At 71.7% G+C, this 16,126-nt stretch carries 12 protein-coding genes; 5 read left to right on the top strand and 7 right to left on the bottom strand.

Annotation, left to right across the window (positions count from 1 at the left end; genetic code table 11):
• Nucleotides 1-772 precede the first annotated feature (772 nt).
• The 3 genes from AB0N02_RS04600 (at nucleotide 773) to AB0N02_RS04590 (ending at nucleotide 5,245) form a co-directional block, all read left to right on the top strand.
• Nucleotides 773-2,236, top strand: a complete 1,464-nt coding sequence (locus AB0N02_RS04600) for an FAD-binding oxidoreductase (protein WP_363942717.1) — start codon at nucleotides 773-775, stop codon at nucleotides 2,234-2,236.
• 203 nt (nucleotides 2,237-2,439) lie between these two features.
• On the top strand, nucleotides 2,440-4,638 hold the full coding sequence (locus tag AB0N02_RS04595) for an ATP-binding protein (RefSeq protein ID WP_363942714.1): 2,199 nt from the start codon (nucleotides 2,440-2,442) through the stop codon (nucleotides 4,636-4,638).
• A complete protein-coding gene (locus AB0N02_RS04590) occupies nucleotides 4,616-5,245 on the top strand; it encodes a response regulator transcription factor (protein WP_363942711.1) in 630 nt (209 codons plus the stop codon). Before AB0N02_RS04595 ends, AB0N02_RS04590 begins: the two co-directional genes overlap by 23 nt.
• On the opposite strand, the gene AB0N02_RS04585 is transcribed toward AB0N02_RS04590, so the two are convergent.
• The gene (locus AB0N02_RS04585; RefSeq protein ID WP_363942708.1) at nucleotides 5,217-5,888 is read right to left on the bottom strand and encodes a hypothetical protein; all 672 of its coding nucleotides are present in this window, start codon (nucleotides 5,886-5,888) and stop codon (nucleotides 5,217-5,219) included. The genes AB0N02_RS04590 and AB0N02_RS04585 overlap by 29 nt on opposite strands.
• Before the next feature lie 255 nt (nucleotides 5,889-6,143).
• Here AB0N02_RS04585 and AB0N02_RS04580 point away from each other — a divergent pair, with 255 nt between their 5' ends.
• Nucleotides 6,144-6,785: a GNAT family protein gene (locus AB0N02_RS04580; protein ID WP_363942706.1), complete on the top strand. Its 642-nt coding sequence runs from the start codon at nucleotides 6,144-6,146 to the stop codon at nucleotides 6,783-6,785.
• A gap of 24 nt (nucleotides 6,786-6,809) precedes the next feature.
• On the opposite strand, the gene AB0N02_RS04575 is transcribed toward AB0N02_RS04580, so the two are convergent.
• The 3 genes from AB0N02_RS04575 to AB0N02_RS04565 form a co-directional block, all read right to left on the bottom strand.
• On the bottom strand, nucleotides 6,810-8,843 hold the full coding sequence (locus tag AB0N02_RS04575) for an acetoacetate--CoA ligase (RefSeq protein WP_363942703.1): 2,034 nt from the start codon (nucleotides 8,841-8,843) through the stop codon (nucleotides 6,810-6,812).
• 162 nt (nucleotides 8,844-9,005) lie between these two features.
• On the bottom strand, nucleotides 9,006-9,857 hold the full coding sequence (locus AB0N02_RS04570) for a serine hydrolase (RefSeq protein ID WP_363942701.1): 852 nt from the start codon (nucleotides 9,855-9,857) through the stop codon (nucleotides 9,006-9,008).
• Between the two features lie 42 nt (nucleotides 9,858-9,899).
• On the bottom strand, nucleotides 9,900-10,820 hold the full coding sequence (locus AB0N02_RS04565; RefSeq protein WP_363942698.1) for a LysR substrate-binding domain-containing protein: 921 nt from the start codon (nucleotides 10,818-10,820) through the stop codon (nucleotides 9,900-9,902).
• 112 nt (nucleotides 10,821-10,932) lie between these two features.
• On the opposite strand from AB0N02_RS04565, the gene AB0N02_RS04560 reads away from it, so the two are divergent.
• A complete protein-coding gene (locus AB0N02_RS04560; protein ID WP_363942695.1) occupies nucleotides 10,933-12,462 on the top strand; it encodes a penicillin-binding transpeptidase domain-containing protein in 1,530 nt (509 codons plus the stop codon).
• Between the two features lie 282 nt (nucleotides 12,463-12,744).
• Here the strand turns inward: AB0N02_RS04560 and AB0N02_RS04555 are convergent, their stop codons facing one another.
• From AB0N02_RS04555 to AB0N02_RS04545, 3 genes are all read right to left on the bottom strand, one after another.
• Nucleotides 12,745-13,473, bottom strand: coding sequence for a VOC family protein (locus AB0N02_RS04555; protein ID WP_363942692.1), 729 nt, complete (start codon nucleotides 13,471-13,473; stop codon nucleotides 12,745-12,747).
• Nucleotides 13,474-13,559: 86 nt separating this feature from the next.
• Nucleotides 13,560-14,174 carry a PadR family transcriptional regulator gene (locus AB0N02_RS04550; protein ID WP_363942689.1) on the bottom strand — a complete coding sequence of 205 codons (615 nt, stop codon included), beginning with the start codon at nucleotides 14,172-14,174 and terminating at the stop codon, nucleotides 13,560-13,562.
• A gap of 217 nt (nucleotides 14,175-14,391) precedes the next feature.
• On the bottom strand, nucleotides 14,392-15,888 hold the full coding sequence (locus AB0N02_RS04545) for a hypothetical protein (protein WP_363942686.1): 1,497 nt from the start codon (nucleotides 15,886-15,888) through the stop codon (nucleotides 14,392-14,394).
• Between the last annotated feature and the right edge of the window lie 238 nt (nucleotides 15,889-16,126).

The raw sequence follows: 16,126 nt of genomic DNA, 5'->3' as shown, positions 1-16,126 counted from the left end.
AAAGTGATGCGGGCGCGGGCGCCCTACCGGATGGGACGCCACGTCGGATCGCTCCACGCCGGTCCCATGGTGATCCGCCCGTCCGACCAGCGCGTGACGGGCCCGTCACCGGGTGGTGGCCTCGTCATGGCGAGCCATCGCTCCGGCGCTGGCAGCGGGACGGATCAGCCCACCGCTCACCGGAACTCCACCCATCGGGCATGGCCCGTGGCACGACACCTCCAGCGGCCACCTGCCCCGATCCCCGTTGACCGAGGCATGCCGCCGCTCCTGATACCACCCGAAAAGCTGTGAAACGTCAATGTGACTTCCGGCCACCATTGTGGCGTTGGAGCGCTCCAGTTCGGCGGGGGACCGGTCGCGCACGCCGGTCGCGCCGCCCTGTCCGGCGGGTCCGGGGTCTCCGCTGTCTCGCCGTCCATCCGGGCCGGGAGCGGCCCGGCCCGATGCCTCCGCAGTGTCGCACGTACGGTCCACGTCGCGCCCACTGTCTCAAAATTATGTCTTAAAGCTGGCTCGTCACGGCCCTTCCGGCGGCGACACGCTCACCGCCCGATCTCCCCGCTTCACACCTCTCCACCAGAACCCACGAAAAATCATGATGAATCATCGGAGATCACCAGAAGACCCCAGAAACTAGCGGAAAGCACGCATCGCCCGAGGCTCCCGGCAAAAGAACCACCGATCCATGAAGTGATGCGAATGTGACCAACCAGGCGGGCTGTCCGGCCGTCTCATCGGTCAGTGACACGGAACGATCGGGGAGACGATCATGAAGCCCGCTCCGGACAGGCGGACATTCCTCAAGCTCGGCGGTATGACCGCCCTGACCATGGGAGCCGGATGGCCCGCGTCGGCGGCCCCCTCACCGTCGGAGTGGAACGCCCTGGGACACGGGCTGGAGGGCAGGCTCATCCGGCCCGGCGACGCCTCCTACGACGCGGCCCGCCGCCTGTTCAACCCGGCCTTCGACGCGGTACGGCCCGCGGGCGTCGCCTACTGCGCCACCCCCTCCGACGTGGTCGAGTGCGTGAACTTCGCCCGCAGGATGCGCGTGCCGCTGGCCGTACGGTCGGGCGGGCACTCCTACGCCGGCTGGTCGACCGGGACCGGGCTGGTCCTCGACGTCTCCCCGATGAACAAGGTCGGCCACGCCTCGGGGCGGGCCACCGTCGGGGCTGGCGCCAAGCTGGTCGACGTCTACGACAGGCTCGCCGCGCGCGGGGTCAGCATCCCGGCGGGAAGCTGCCCCACGGTGGGGGTGAGCGGGCTGACGCTCGGCGGCGGGATCGGCGTGGTCTCCAGGAAGTACGGCCTGACGTGCGACGTGCTGGAGTCGGTCCAGATCGTCACGGCCGACGGGCGGCTGCTGACCTGCGACGCCGACCACGACCCCGACCTCTACTGGGCCTCGCGGGGCGGGGGCGGGGGCAACCTCGGCGTCGCGGTCTCCTTCGGTTTCCGGACCCACCCCACACGGGACGTCACGGTCTTCTTCCTGCACTGGCCGTGGGCCAAGGCCGCCAAGGCCCTGCGGGCGTGGCAGGCCTGGGCTCCGACCGCACCCGACGAGATGTGGTCCACGCTGCACCTGAGCAGCGAGAACGGGATGGACGTGCAGATCGGCGGCCTCTACCTGGGCGGCAAGGCGGGCTGCGAGCGGCTGCTCGACCGCCTGACCGGCGGGATCGGCCCGGTCTCGACCACCTTCGTCAGGCAGACGTCCTACAGCCACGCGATGATGATCATGGGGGGCTGTTCCACGCTGTCGGTCTCCCAGTGTCACCGGCCGGGATCCCTGCCGGGACAGACCAGCGACGGCAGGCTGTCCAGGGACAACTTCGCCGCCAAGTCGCACATGGCCTACCGCCCGCTGTCGGAGGCGGGCGCCGGGGCACTGGTCGCCCAGATCGCCAAGCCCGGCAGCCACACCGTGCTCCTGGACGCGCTCGGCGGCGCCGTCGGCCGGGTGCGTCCCGACGCGACGGCCTTCCCGCACCGGGCCGCCCTCTACAGCGTCCAGTACTACGCCCACCGCACCGGGTCCGCGGCCTGGGCCAGGAACGCCCACGCCGCGATGCGCCCCCACTTCGGCGACCACGCGTACGTCAACTACGTCGACTCCGAGCTGAGCGGCTGGCGCACGGCCTACTACGGGGCGAACGCGGACCGGCTCGCCCGGATCAAGGCCGCCTACGACCCCGGCCGCCTCTTCCGGATGCCGCAGGGCATCTGACCGGGCACGCCCCGCCCCCCCCTGGCTCGGCCCGGCCCCGGCCCCTGTCTCAGCCCCGGTCCCGCCCCCGGTCCCGCCCCCCTGTCCCGGTCCGTGTCCCGGTCCGTGTCCCGGTCCGTGTCCCGGTCCGTGTCCCGGGACACCGTCCCTGCCCTTCTGGGCGAAAGCGCCGATACGGTGTGTCAATCGGCTCAGGAGGGACAGTGGCGGCAGCGGGGCGCATCGCCTGGTCGTGCTGTGTCCTGACGCTGGCCCTGGTGGCCGCCGCCGTCGTGCTGGGCTCGCTCAACGGGACCCCCCTGCTCGGGCTGAGCCACCTGCTGTTCGTGGTGGCCTGCGCGGTGGCGGGCGCCCTGATCGGTTCCAGGCACCCCAGGCATCCGGTGGGCCACTCGCTCGCGCTCGGCGGACTCTGCTTCGCGCTCATGGAGGCCTGCGGGCAGTACGCCATCTACAGCCTGGTCACCCGGAGCGGCCTGCCGCTCGGCCAGGCCATGGCCTGGCCGCAGACCTGGCTCTGGGTGCCCGCGAACCTGTCGCTCACGCTGATTCCGATGATCTTCCCGAGCGGCCGCCCCTCCTCCCCCGTACTGCGGCGCCTCGCCCTGGCGGCCGTCGTCCTCGCCGTGCCGACGATGGTGCTGAGCTCGCTGAGACCGGGGGAGAACGACCAGGTCGGGCTGCACACCGGCGTGGTCAACCCACTCGGGATCGCGGGACTGGTCCCCGCGGCGACGGCGGCGGAGACCGCGATGACGGCCCTCATGGCGCTGGTCTTCGTCGCGGGCGGGACCGACCTGTTCCTGCGGGCGCTGCGCAGCTCCGGTAAGGAGCACCGCCAGATCAAGTGGCTGGCCTACGCGGTCGGGATCGAGGTGCTGGTCGTCGCCGCGCGGCTGGTGGCCGGGCTGACCGACGACATCCCCGGCCGCATCTGGCCCGCGGCCGACTCCCTCTGGGAACTGGGCGCCGCGGCGACGGCCCTCGTACCGGTCTCCGTCTGCGTCGCGATCCTGCGCCACCGGCTCTTCGACATCGACCTCGTGATCAACCGGACGCTGGTCTACGTGCTGCTGTCGGGGTGCGTGACCGCCGGATACGTGATCGTGGCCGGCTATCTCGCCGCGGTCTTCCCCGGCGGGGACCTGCCCGCCTCCGTGCTCGCGGCCGGGCTCGTCGCGCTGGTGTTCGCACCGCTGCGGCAACGGCTGCAGGGCTGGGTGAACCTACTGGTGTACGGCGAGCGGGACGACCCCTACGCGGCGCTCACCCGCCTGGGCAGGCGTCTGGAGAACACCGGGGAGCCCGGCGCCGTGCTGCTCGGGGCCGCGCGCTCCGTGGCCGAGGCGCTGCGGCTGCCGTACGCGGCGATCGAGACCTCCGCGGGCTCGCGGCACGCGTTCGGCGCCCCAGCGGGCGATCCGGTACGGCTGCCGCTGACGCACGGCGGCGAGCGGGTCGGCGACCTCGTCCTGTCGCCCAGGGCGGGAGAGACCGGGTTCGGCCGCCGGGACCTGCACGTGCTGACCGACCTGGCCAGGCAGGTCGCGGTCGCGGTACACGCCTCCCGCCTCTCCGCCGACCTGCGCCGCTCGCGGGAAAGGCTCGTGATGGCCCGCGAGGAGGAGCGCCGCAGCCTCAGGCGTGACCTGCACGACGGCCTCGGGCCCACGCTGGCCGCGCTGACCATGCGGGCCGAGGCCGTGTACGACCTGGTCGAGGACGAGCACGCGCGGCGGCTGCTGGCCGACGTCGTCGGCGACGCCGAGGCGGCGGTCGCCGACGTGCGGACCCTGGTCGAGGGGCTGCGGCCGCCCGCGCTCGACGCCCTCGGGCTGCTCGGCGCGCTGCGCGCCCACGCCACCCGGCAGCCGCCCGGCCCGCTCGTGACCGTGCGCGCCCCGGACGACCTGCCGCCGCTGCCCGCGGCGACGGAGGTCGCCGCCTACCGGATCGCGGCCGAGGCACTGGCCAACGTGCGCCGGCACGCCCGCGCGACCGGCGCGGAGCTGCGGATCACGGTGTCCGGCGGCACGCTCGGCCTTGAGGTGTCGGACGACGGCGGCGGACTGCGACCGCCCGGCGACGGCGGGACGGAGCAGGACGGGCCGGGCCGGGATCGGGCGAAGCCGTACGGGAGCGGAGCGGGCGAGGCGGGTCCGGACAGGAACGGGACGGGCGCGGACGGGACGGGCGGAGCGGGAGCGGGAGCGGGAGCGGACGGGAACGGCTCCGGCCGTACCGGGGTCGGGCTGACGTCGATGCGCGAGCGGGCCCTGGAACTGGGGGGAACGTTCGCCGTCGAGGAGCGCCCCGGAGGCGGGACCCGGGTCAGGGTGACGCTTCCGGCGCGTGAGGGACGTGAGGGAGAGGAGTCCGATGATCCGGATCCTGCTGGTTGACGACCACGCCGGGTTCCGCGCGGGACTGCGGACACTGCTGTCGGCCGCCGAGGGGGTCGAGGTCGTCGAGGACGTGGCGAGCGGGGAACAGGCGCTGGCCGTGATCGGGCGCGCGCAGCCGGACGTGGTCCTGATGGACCTGACGATGCCCGGGATGGGAGGCGTCGCGGCGACCGAGCGGCTCGTCCGCGACCACCCGCACATCCGGGTGGTCGTGCTCAGCATGTCGGACGACGACGACTCGGTGTTCGCCGCCATGCGGGCCGGGGCCCGGGGATACGTCCTCAAGGGCGCGCGCAAGGCGGAGCTCGTACGGTCGGTGCAGGCGGTGGCCGAGGGAGAGGCCATCTTCGGCCCGGTCATCGCCGCCCGCCTGATGAGCTACTTCACCGAGCGGGAACGCGCCGAGCCCGCGCTGCCCGAGCTCACCCGGCGGGAGCGGGAGATCCTCGGCCTGGTCGCCGAGCACCTGACGAACCCGCAGATCGCGGCCAGGCTCGGGCTGAGCCAGAAGACCGTGCGCAACCACGTGTCGGCCATCTTCACCAAGCTCCACGTGGCCGACCGGGCTCAGGCGATCATGCGGGCGAAGGAGGCAGGCCTGTGAGGCCCGCCCGCCACTCGGCGTCCGAGGTGCGCAACACTCGGAGCGCGATCCAGCCGTAGGCCGCCAGGTGGAACAGCGCGCCCACCGACTGCACGGCGACGCTCTGCTCCTGGACCAGGAAGGGCGCGACCGTTCCGGCCAGCGCGACCACCGGCACCCACCTCGGAATCACCCCCGTCACGGCGAGGCCGACGAGCAGGATGAACAGCCCGATGTGGGCGAGGAAGCCCGGCAGCAGCATGCCGTACAGGAAGCCCCACAGCTCGCCCACCCGGGCCGTGACCGCCTTGGCCTGCGCGTCCGGCAGCGTCTGGGCCAGGGCGAGGTCGTAGAAGTCGGTGGTGAAGAGCGTCAGCGCGTGCCCGGCGCCGAGCAGCCCAAGCGCGGCGCCGATGTTGCCCGTCCGCGGAGCCCGGTGCCGCAGCAGGTGGGCCAGGCCCAGGATCACCGGGATGAGGCTGAGCGCCGTCCAGAGGAAGAGCAGGCCGCTGACCTGGACGAGGTCCGGGTGCTCGCGGAAGACGGCGGGATCGTGGTCGGAGGACGGCGGCGAGGTCAGGAAGGCCAGGAACTCCAGCACCGGCCAGGCGAGCAGGGCTCCCCCGGCGACGGTCCGGCGAAACGAATCAGGGTTTTTCAGCACTCGTCCACCGAACCCGGAAGGTGTCCCGGAGCACATGGGCACGTGTCCGGCCCGGCTCGGGAACCTCCGAGGACACCCGCCCGCAAGCCCCTCAGGACACCGCTCCCCCGAAGCCCGGACACCGGCCGGGGCTCCCCGGGGACACCGGCCCGGAAGCCGATCCGGAGACCCTCTGCGGACATCGGTCCGGGGCCCTGGGGCATGTGGTCCGTAAACGGTTGGACTCCGCCACGGGCGGATCGGCAGGATCGGTGAATGCGCAACTGGCCTCTCTTCCGGCTCCGGGTGACCACCCCGCGACTGGAACTCCGCCTGCCCTCCCTCGACGACCTGGACCGGCTCGGCGACCGCGCCGCCGAAGGCGTCCACGCCCCGGAGCTCATGCCGTTCCTGTTCCCCTGGACCGACGGCGAACCGGCCGAGCGGGCGCGCAGCACCGTCCAGTACCACTTCGGCCAGTGGGGCGCCTGGTCCCCCGAACAGTGGAAGTGCCCGTTCGTCGTGGTCTTCGAGGGACAGGTCGTCGGCACCCAGGAGCTCGCGGGCACCGACTTCGCCGTCACCCGCGAGGTCTCCAGCGGCTCCTGGCTGGGCAGCCGCTTCCACGGCAGGGGCATCGGCACCGAGATGCGGGCCGCCGTACTCCACCTGGCCTTCGAGGGCCTCGGGGCACACCACGCCACCTCGGCCGCGTTCGCCGACAACCCCGCCTCCCTGGCGGTCTCCCGCAAGCTCGGCTACGTCGACGACGGAATCCAGATCCACACCCGGCGGGGCGAGCCCGTCGAGACCCTCCGCCGGCGCCTGTCCCGGGACAGGTGGCACACCCCCGCCGGGTTCGGGATCCACGGCCTGGAGCCCTGCCTGCCGCTGTTCGGCGTCAGCCGTACGGTCTAGGGACGCCTCCCCCGAACACGGATTTCACGTCCGGCCGTCCGCCAGCGGGGTGAAGTGCGACAGCACCTCGGGGTTGGCCATGGCGTCGAGGTTGGCCGCCTTCTCCGGGGCGATCCCGAGGAGGATCTTGCGGACCGGGACCTCCAGCTTCTTGCCGCTGAGAGTGCGGGGGATGCCGGGGACCTCGATGATCTCGTTGGGCACGTGGCGGGGGGACAGCTCCTCCTTGAGCGCCTTGCGCAGGCGCATGATCAGCCCGTCGGAGAGCTCGGCCCCCTCCGCCACGGTGACGTAGAGCAGCAGGCGGCCCTCCTGGCCGAGCTGGCCGGTGTCGATCACCAGGCTGTCGGCGATCTCCTCGAAGCGCTCCACCACGCGGTAGAACTCGCTGGTCCCCATCCGGACGCCACCCCGGTTGAGGGTGGAGTCGGAGCGGCCGTAGATCACGCAACCGCCGTCAGGAAGGATCTTGATCCAGTCGCCGTGCCGCCAGACGCCGGGGTAGTCGGCGAAGTAGCTCTCCCGGTACCTCGTCCCGTCGGGGTCGTTCCAGAACATGACCGGCATCGACGGCATCGGGAGGGTCAGCACCAGCTCCCCCACCTCGCCGACCACCGGCGCGCCCGACGGGTCGTAGGACTCGACCCTGGCGCCGAGGCAGCGGCACGGGATGACACCGGCCCGGACCGGGAGCAGCGGGACCGCGCCGACGAAGCCCGTGCACACGTCGGTGCCGCCGGAGAAGGAGCCGAGCTGGACCTCCGGCAGCGCGTCGTGCACCCAGCCGAACCCCTCGGGCGGCAGCGGCGATCCTGTGGACCCGAGGCCGCGCAGCGCGGCGAGCCCGGCGGGCCGCAGAGCGGCCTTCATGGACGCGACGATGTACGGCGCGCCGGTGCCGAAGTAGGTGACCCCCTCCTCCGCCACCAGCCGCCACAGCGCGTCCGTCCCGGGATGGTTGGCCGCCCCGTCGTACAGCACCACTGTCGAGCCGGTCAGCAGGCCGCCGATGAGGTAGTTCCACATCATCCAGCCGGTGGTGGTGTACCAGAAGAAGACGTCGTCCTCGCCCAGGTCCTGGTGGAAGGAGAGCGCCTTGAGGTGCTCCAGCACCACGCCGCCGTGCCCGTGCACGATCGGCTTGGGCAGCCCGGTGGTGCCGGAGGAGTAGACGATCCAGAGCGGATGGGCGAAGGGCACCGGTTCGAAGGCCAGCGGTCCCGCCGTGGCGCGCAGGTCCGCCCACTCCAGGGTCCGGACGCCGCCCTCGGCACGCGCCGCACCCGCCTCCGTACCCTCCGGCTCCGCCTTCGCGCCCGAAGCGCCGGTCGCGTCCGGAGCGCCGGGACCGCCCCCGGCCGCCTCCGAGAAGGCGGCCGTGGTGGGCATCCGCACCCGCGCGACCAGGGTCGGCAGGCTGGCCGCGATGTCCCCGACGACCTTGGCCCGGTCGAACCACCTGTCGTTGTATCCGTAGCCGTCGACCGCGATGAGCACCTTCGGCTCGATCTGGGTGAAGCGGTCGATCACGCTGGAGGCGCCGAAGTCCGGCGAGCACGAGGACCAGATGGCGCCCAGGGAGGCGGTGGCGAGGAAGGCGATCAGCGCCTCGGGCACGTTCGGCGCGTAGGCCGCGACCCGGTCCCCCCGCCCGACGCCCAGCTCCACCAGGCCCGCGCGGACCCGTGCGACCTCCTCGGCCAGCTCGCCCAGGGTGAACGTCCGGCGCCCGCCCGCCTCGTCACGGGAGATCACCGCCAGGCGGCCGGGATCGTCGGCGGCCCTGCGCAGCGCGTTGGCCGCGTAGTTCAGCGTCGCCCCGGCGAACCACTCGGCCCCCGGCATCGTCCCGGACAGAACGGGCCCGTCGCCGCGCTCCCCCACGACGCCGAAGTAGTCCCAGATCGACGTCCAGAACTCGGCCGGGGAGTCCACCGACCATCGCCACAGATCCTGGTAGTCACCGGACCTGCCGAGCCACTCCATGTATCGGGTGACCTTGGCGTCCCTCACGATCTCCGGACTGGGCTCCCACAGCAACGCGCCTTCCTCAACCATGGCCCCATCCTGTCGAGGGCCCGGCGGAATGTCATCCCCCAGGGGCACACACTCCCCACCCCTGCGATGTGGCCCACCCACGTGCCCCCTCCGATCACCACATCCCGTCGCCCCCGGACCGCGCCGGTCACCCTCACGGTCGCGACCCGGCGATTCGGCGGCTCAGCCGCGCAGGCGCTCGACGGCGGCTCTGGCCGCGGTGCCGATCACGGCGTCGACCCGGGGCTGGTTCTGGGCCGTGCCGTACGAGCGGGTGAAGACGGCGACCGCGTAGCGCCCGCCGTCGGGATACTCGACCACGCCGACCTCGTTGCGGATCGTGGGCAGGGTTCCGGTCTTGCCGCTGACCGCGACGTCGTCGTAGGGGAATCCGGCCGCGAGCCGGTGCGGCCAGACCTGCAGTCCGAGAAACCTGCGCATCGAGGCGCACGAGGCGGCCGAGGCCACCTCGTCACGCCAGATCATGCCGAGCAGCCGGGTCATGTCACGCGGGGTGCTCCGGTTGGTGCGGGCCGGATCCAGCACCCGCAGTCCGGCGATCACCGCGGGATCGGTGGGCATGTCCCGCTGCCCGGTGTCCTCGACGATGGTGGAGAACATCTCCCGGCAGTCGTGCTCGACCCACGTCCCGTCCAGGCCGAAGGAGGCGAGCATGACGTTGACCTCCGGCAGGCCGACCCTGCCGATCAGGGTGTCGGCGGCGGTGTTGTCGCTCACCGCCATCATCAGGTAGGCCAGGTCGCGCAGGGACAACGTCACGTCGTCGGCCATCACCGACACCCCGGTAGGCCCGGGAGTGTGACGGTCGGCCATGACGGTGACACGCTCGGCGGCGTCGAGCCGTCCCCGGTCCACCTGCCGGAAGAACTCCACCAGCAACGCCACCTTGAACACCGAGGCCATGACCACGGGCTCGTCCGCCTGATGGGCGACCTCCGCCCCGGTGTCCACGTCGACCGCGTGCAGGAACCCGGTCGCCCCCGCCGTACGGAACAGGCTCTCCAACTCGGTCATGTCAGAAGCCCTTCCGGCCACGTCGACTCTTCTTCGAGCCGGTCACGCCAGGAATCCCGAGGCCGGCCTGGTCCGCAATGGCCGTGCCGGGGCCGTCCCGTCGTCCGTCATCCCGGCGTTCTCCTTCAGCACTCGCAGGGTCACCGCCCCGAAGGCTACGGCAGCCTCACCCGCCTCACCCCGCCAGGCGACGGAGAGCCGCCAGGCCAGCGGGCTGCCCAGCAGCGGCCGCCAGCGCAGTCCCGGCAGCGTGACCTCGGGCCCGAAGGCGACGGCCGTACCGGCGAGAACCAGTCCGAGGGTCTGTGCCTCGTGCACCTCCTCGGGGGCGAACCCGTGGCGGCGGCACTCGGCGAGCGTCTCCTCGTGCAGTCCGGGCTCCCGGGGAAAGAGCACGAGGCTGCGTCCCGCCAGGTCGGCCAGGTGTACCGACGACAGCGCGGCGAGCGGATCGTTCTCGGCCAGCACCACCCCGGGACGCTGGACGAGCATCGGGCCGAAGCTGAGCCCGGGAGCGGTCAGCGGGTGGCGGACCACGCCGACGTCCAGGGTGCCGTCGGTCAACGCGATGACCTGGTCGGCACTCCACATCTCGGCGGGCGCCGGCCGTACCTCGGGGCTGTGCTCGCGGAATCCGGCGATCAGCGCCGCGATCACCGAGGAGCCCAGGTCGGGCGGGACTCCCACGCGCAGCACCGGGCTCTCGCCACGCCCGGCGAGGTCGCGTAGCCGGTCGACCCTGGCGACGATCTCGCGGGCCTCAGCCAGCAGCAGCCGTCCCGGCTCGGTCAGCCGGACCTGACGGCTCGACCGGTCGAACAGCCGTACTCCGAGCTCCTCCTCAAGCCGCCGGATGCGCTGGCTGAGCGGCGGCTGCGCCATGCCGAGCCGGACCGCCGCGTTGCCGAAGTGCAGTTCTTCGGCGACCACCGTGAAGTAGTGCAGGTGCCGCACGATGTCCATGACCAGCAACTATATCTATTTCACTATTAAGTTCAGATAGATATCAATATTGGACATATGGGATATGCGTCTGGTCTTCTCTCCTCCGCGAGGACGAAGGGGGATCCGACTCATGAAACGTAAGAGCCTGGTGGCGGCCGCCGTACTGGTGCCGGTCGTCGCGATCGGCGGGACCGCGTGGGCCCTGCGTACCCAGGGATCGGCGCGGGAGACCGCGCAGGAGTTCCTGGCCGCCTGGAGCAGGCAGGACTATCCGGCGATGCGGGCGCTCACCGTCGATCCGCCGGGTGACTTCGATCAGACGTACCGCCGTTTCCGGACCGACCTGAAGCTGTCGGGCGCCGGCTTCGAGGTCACCGGGGGCGACGAGTCCCGGATGGGCTTCCACGCCACGCTGAAGGGGCCGGTGAACTGGGGATACGACGGGTCGCTCCAGCTCGTCGAGCACGACCGGGCCTGGCGGGTGAAGTGGACCCCGGCGGCCGTCCACCCACGGCTGAAGGCCGGGATGCGGCTACGGACCGTGCAGGTCAAGGCCGAGCAGGCGCCCGTCCTGGCCGCAGACGGCACCCGGATCGACATCGCCTCGGCGCCGGGTTCGGTGCAGCAGCTCGTCGAGGGCCTCAAGGAGCGATACGGCTCCCGCCTCACCGGCACCTCCTCGGCGCGGGTCGAACTGGTGCGGGGCTCCGAACGGATCGCCACGCTCGCCACGGCCGACGCCAAGGCGGGCACGGAGCTGCGGACCACGATCGACCTGAGCGTCCACCGGGCCGCCGCCGACGCGCTGGAGACGGTGAAGAAGCCCGCCTCGCTGGTCGCGCTGCGGCCCTCGACCGGCGAGATCCTGGCCGTGGCCAACAAGCCGGGCGGGTTCAACCGGGCACTGCTCGGCCACTACCCGCCGGGCTCGACCTTCAAGGTGGTCACCGCCTCGGCCCTCGTCGCCGGAGGCATGACCGCCGGCGAGCGCGTCCCCTGCCCCGCCGAGGAGAACATCGGCGGTTTCCCCTTCCACAACGCCGGGTTCGAGGAGTTCGGGACGATCGCGCTGCGCGAGGCGTTCGCGCACTCGTGCAACACCACGTTCGGGCGGCTGAGCGTCGACAAGCTCGGCGGGAGGCGGCTGGCCGAGGTGGCGGGGAGCTTCGGATTCGGTGGCCCGGTGGATCCGGGGGTGCCGGCCGTACGGGCGCAGTTCCCCGACACCAAGGACGACACCGACCTCGCCTCCGCCTCCATCGGCCAGGGCCGCGTGCTGACCAGCCCGCTGAACATGGCCACCGTCGCCGCCGCGATCGCCGACGGCTCCTGGCGCCCGCCCCGCCTGGTCGACGCCGCCCTGCTGCCCGAGGCCACCCGGCCGAGGAAACTGGAGCCCGCGGTGGTCAGGGCGCTGCGCACGCTGATGCCCGCCGTGGTGAGCGAGGGCACCGCGGCCGGGGTTCCGTTCCCGGCGGGTACGGCGGGCAAGACGGGCACCGCCGAGTACGGCACCGGCGAGCAACCCCCGACGCACGCCTGGTTCATCGGCTACCGGGGCGACCTGGCCTTCTCGGTGATCGTCGAAGGCGGCGGCACCGGCGCCAAGGCCGCCGCCCCCATAGCCGCCCGCTTCCTGTCCGCCCTGACCCACCGCTAGTTCGTGACCGCTCACCTCACCGTGTTCACGACCGCCCGAACGCCGGTACGGCGAGCCGCCCGCTTCCTGACCGCCCTGCCCACCGCTAAGTGTGGTGATGCTTACCTTCCCCGTGCTCATGACCGTCCGAGCGCCGGTACGGCGAGCCGCTTTCCTGACCGCGCCCTGGCCCACCGCCAGTGCGGTGACGCTTACCTTCCCCGTGTCCCTGACGTCCAGGCGCCGGTACGGCGAGCGGTGGAGCGAGGCGGATCGGCGCCGATGAACGGCGTCCGACCCGGTTCAGCCGGCCGACAGGGCCGCCTCGATGTCGTCCGCGCCGGACAGCGACTCGGCCAGCCGTTCCCGGTCCGCGGTGTCCAGGGACATCCCGCGGACACGGGCCAGCAGTTCGCCCGCCCGCTCACGGTCGGAGAGCGCCAGAGCGATCTCGGCGCGGTAGACGAGCGCCTCGACGAGGTCCGCGTCCGGCGTGTCCCGTGCCCGTGCCAGCGCGCCGTCGAGGATCTTGGCGGCCTGCCGGTGGTCGCCTCGGGAGTCGCCCATGACCACGGCGTTCTGCAAAGCCGTGGCGAGTGCGCCGGTGCCGACCGGCGGTTCCTCCTCCCGGGCCGCGTATCCCGGCGAAGGGAAGATCCGGATCCAGTTCCCGCCCGGGTCGACGACCGTGAACCCGGTGAGGCCGTCGACGTTCTTCCGCTTCCTCGGCCTGGTCATCCGGGGGATCCCGGAGACCGGGAACCTGCCGTACGCCGACCGCACACCCTCGGCGAAGGCGCGGAAGAGGGCTCCGGTGTCGGGGACGTAGACGAGGCAGGTGCCGTAGGAGTCCTTCGGGTCGAATTCGGACATGCCGAAGAAGTGCAGGTGGATGTCCTCCCGTCGCAGGGCAAGGTAGGGGTTCGGGCGCGTCTGGCGATAGGTCCTGGTGAACCCCAGGGCGGTGTAGAACTCCTCGATCTCGTCGATCGATCGGCAGGGCAGTAACGGCACCGTCGTCTCGTTGGCCATGTCGCTCCTCCGGATGAGCAGTAGTCAAATTGTACTAGTGCTGGATCCGACTATATCGGCGATGGGCGAACCCATGATCTACCGCGTCAGCCGTCCGCGCCGGGGGCGGGCCGGCGCCCGTGAGGTCCGGAGGCGCCGGTACGGCCTTCCCTGGCGCGCGCGTCCTGTTCCAGGCGTTCGATCAGGCTGCGGGTCCACTCGGCTCCGCTGCCGGAGAAGTGCGTCCAGAGCCGCATGATCTCGGCGATCGGCTCCCAGCCCTCGGAGTCGGTGTCCCCGGGCGTCCAGTGGCGGGCGACCTCCGCCCGCCAGCCGTCGAGCGCCGCCACCCGTTTCTTCAGCAGCGCGATCGCCTCTTCGCGGGGCAGGCAGGCGAGGAACCCCACCCCGGCCGTCAGCTCGTCGATCTTCTGGTCGTGCCTGGACAGGGCCGCGCGCAGCAGGCTCAGGAACTCCGCGTCGCCTTCCTCGGTGAGCTCGTACTCCACACGCGGCGGCCCGCCCGCGGTGCTTGGCGCGATCTCGTGGGCGCGCAGCAGTCCCTGCTTGGCCATCTGCCGGAGCGCGTGGTAGATCGAACCGGGCTTGGCCACGGACCACTCGTGCGCGCCCCAGCTCTCCAGGTCGCTGCGCACCTGGTAACCGTGCGCCCGGCCGCGTTCGCGGACGGCCCCGAGCACCAGCAGCCGGATGGCCGACACCCTGCCCCCATCTCCGAACGATCGGTGAGCCGGATCTTACCGACCCGTGCCTTCACCGCCGGAATGGTCCTCACGCTCGACGCGCGCCCCATGTTCGGGCAGCGCCTCCCAGGGGGCGTGCCGCCCCCTTCGACTCCCACAATGAGAGGATCCGCCCCTCGCGCTCCCCGCTGCGCCCATCGCATGCCGGGGCCTGACGGCCGACTCGTCTGCGCGTCTAGACGGCCGGGGCTTCGGTGAGGGCCTCGTGAAAACGCCGGACCTGGGGTTGGGTCGGCCAGCGAGTCGTCAGAACGGTGTCCAACCGGGCGAGCTCCGCCAGGACATGCTCGGAGGAGGCACGTCGCGCCTCGGAGAGTGCTCCCAGCCCGGCGAAGGCGGCGGCGTCGGGCACCCGGTCGGCGGCGTGGGCGGCACCGAGCCGTGCGAGATGAACGGCCCGGTCACGATGGTGGGAGCGCGGAAGAGAGGTGATCCTGCTCTGCAGGATGGTCACCGCGCGCTCAGGCAGCCCGGCGTCCACGTAGCAGGTGGCCCGCTGGACGTCGGCGAAGTCAGTGGTGAAGAAACGCAGGTAGGCCGGATCGCCTTCGGAACGCCCTCCGGCGATCAGTTCCGCCGCCTCATCCAGCTGCGCGGCGGCCACCGTGCCGTTGAGCGCGTGCCCACGGGCCTCGTACGCCTTGGCGACGCCGTACAGCACCGGCGGGACGGTCCAGGAGGCAGTGCGTACGGCATCCGCCAGCTCGACGGCCGTCGTGGAGTCGCCCGCGTCGAGGGCAAAAGCGGCCTTTCTGACCATTATGTAGGCGGCCATGGTGGTGTCGCCGCTTTCCAGCGCCCAGGCGGTCGCCCGGTCGGCCCACGTGTGGCACGAGGCGAGATCACCGCACTCGCGGTACAGCCAGCTCAGGTGCTCGGCGTATTCGCCCTGTATCTGACGGAGGTCGCGACGGGTGGCGGTTCCCGCGCCCTCCCGGACCCGGTCGATGTCGCGCAGCGTGCGGTGCAGGGAGGCGATGTGGGTGCTCGGGTCGAGAAGATGATGCCCCGTCTGGTGGGCGGCCAGGAGCTGCCGGTAGTCGGCGCCGCTCAACCCGGCGGTGGAGCGCACGGCCCCTTCGGGGAGCGACTCGGAGGCGAGCGCGGTTTCGGGCAGCATCGCCGTCAGACCGGCGGCGGCCAGCAGGTGGGTGAACTGGCGGCGGGAAAGCGTCACGGTGATGGCCCCTTCGCCGGTGGGGACACTTACGGCGATGACCACGTCATCGCCGTCGGCCTTCTCAGGGTAACCGTCGCCCTTCGACATTGACAGGACGTCGGAGAGCGGCAGGGTGGAGAGGGCGGCCGGCTGCGGCGGGCACGGGCCGCGAAGCAGGTCGTCGACGGAACATCCGTACAGGTCCGCCAGCCGCGTCAGATCCTGGTACGACGGTGCGCGAGAGGATGAGGAAGCACCGGAGGCATTGGCTCCCTGCCAGCATTCCCAGTAAGAGATGTTCTTGAAGGTCTTGGGGGACTCACTCGGCCAGTGGCGGTTGTAGAGATCGGCCACCTCCGACTGCGTCAGTCCCGCCGCGTGCCGAAAGGCCACCCGAGGATTCAGCCGGAATCGCTCGGCGATGACCACCGCGATCTGCCGCCTCGTCGCCCCCTGCCGTTGCAAGGCGCCGCGTAGTTCGCTGATCTGACGTCGCATGCCGACGGCGTCCATTACAGGGGGCTCCTCTCCGGACGAACACGCGATTCCTCCTCAACGTTACGACACGAACACACATCGTGACCTCCCCTTCAAGCGGGGAGGCGCCGTCGGTCGCAGAAAGTAATCGCCTCCTCGCATGCGGGGGTCGGGAACGTTCGATTCCCGGTGTTCTCTGGAGACCGTCGGCCCGGCATCGCCGGTCGGACGCGTCAATCTCATCCGGCCATCACCGGCTCCGAAGGTGACACCG

Source organism: Streptosporangium sp. NPDC051022 (assembly GCF_040683035.1).
Taxonomy (GTDB): domain Bacteria; phylum Actinomycetota; class Actinomycetes; order Streptosporangiales; family Streptosporangiaceae; genus Streptosporangium.
The sequence above is the reverse complement of the archived record's forward strand: the minus strand, read 5'-3'. Positions and strand labels throughout refer to the sequence as shown.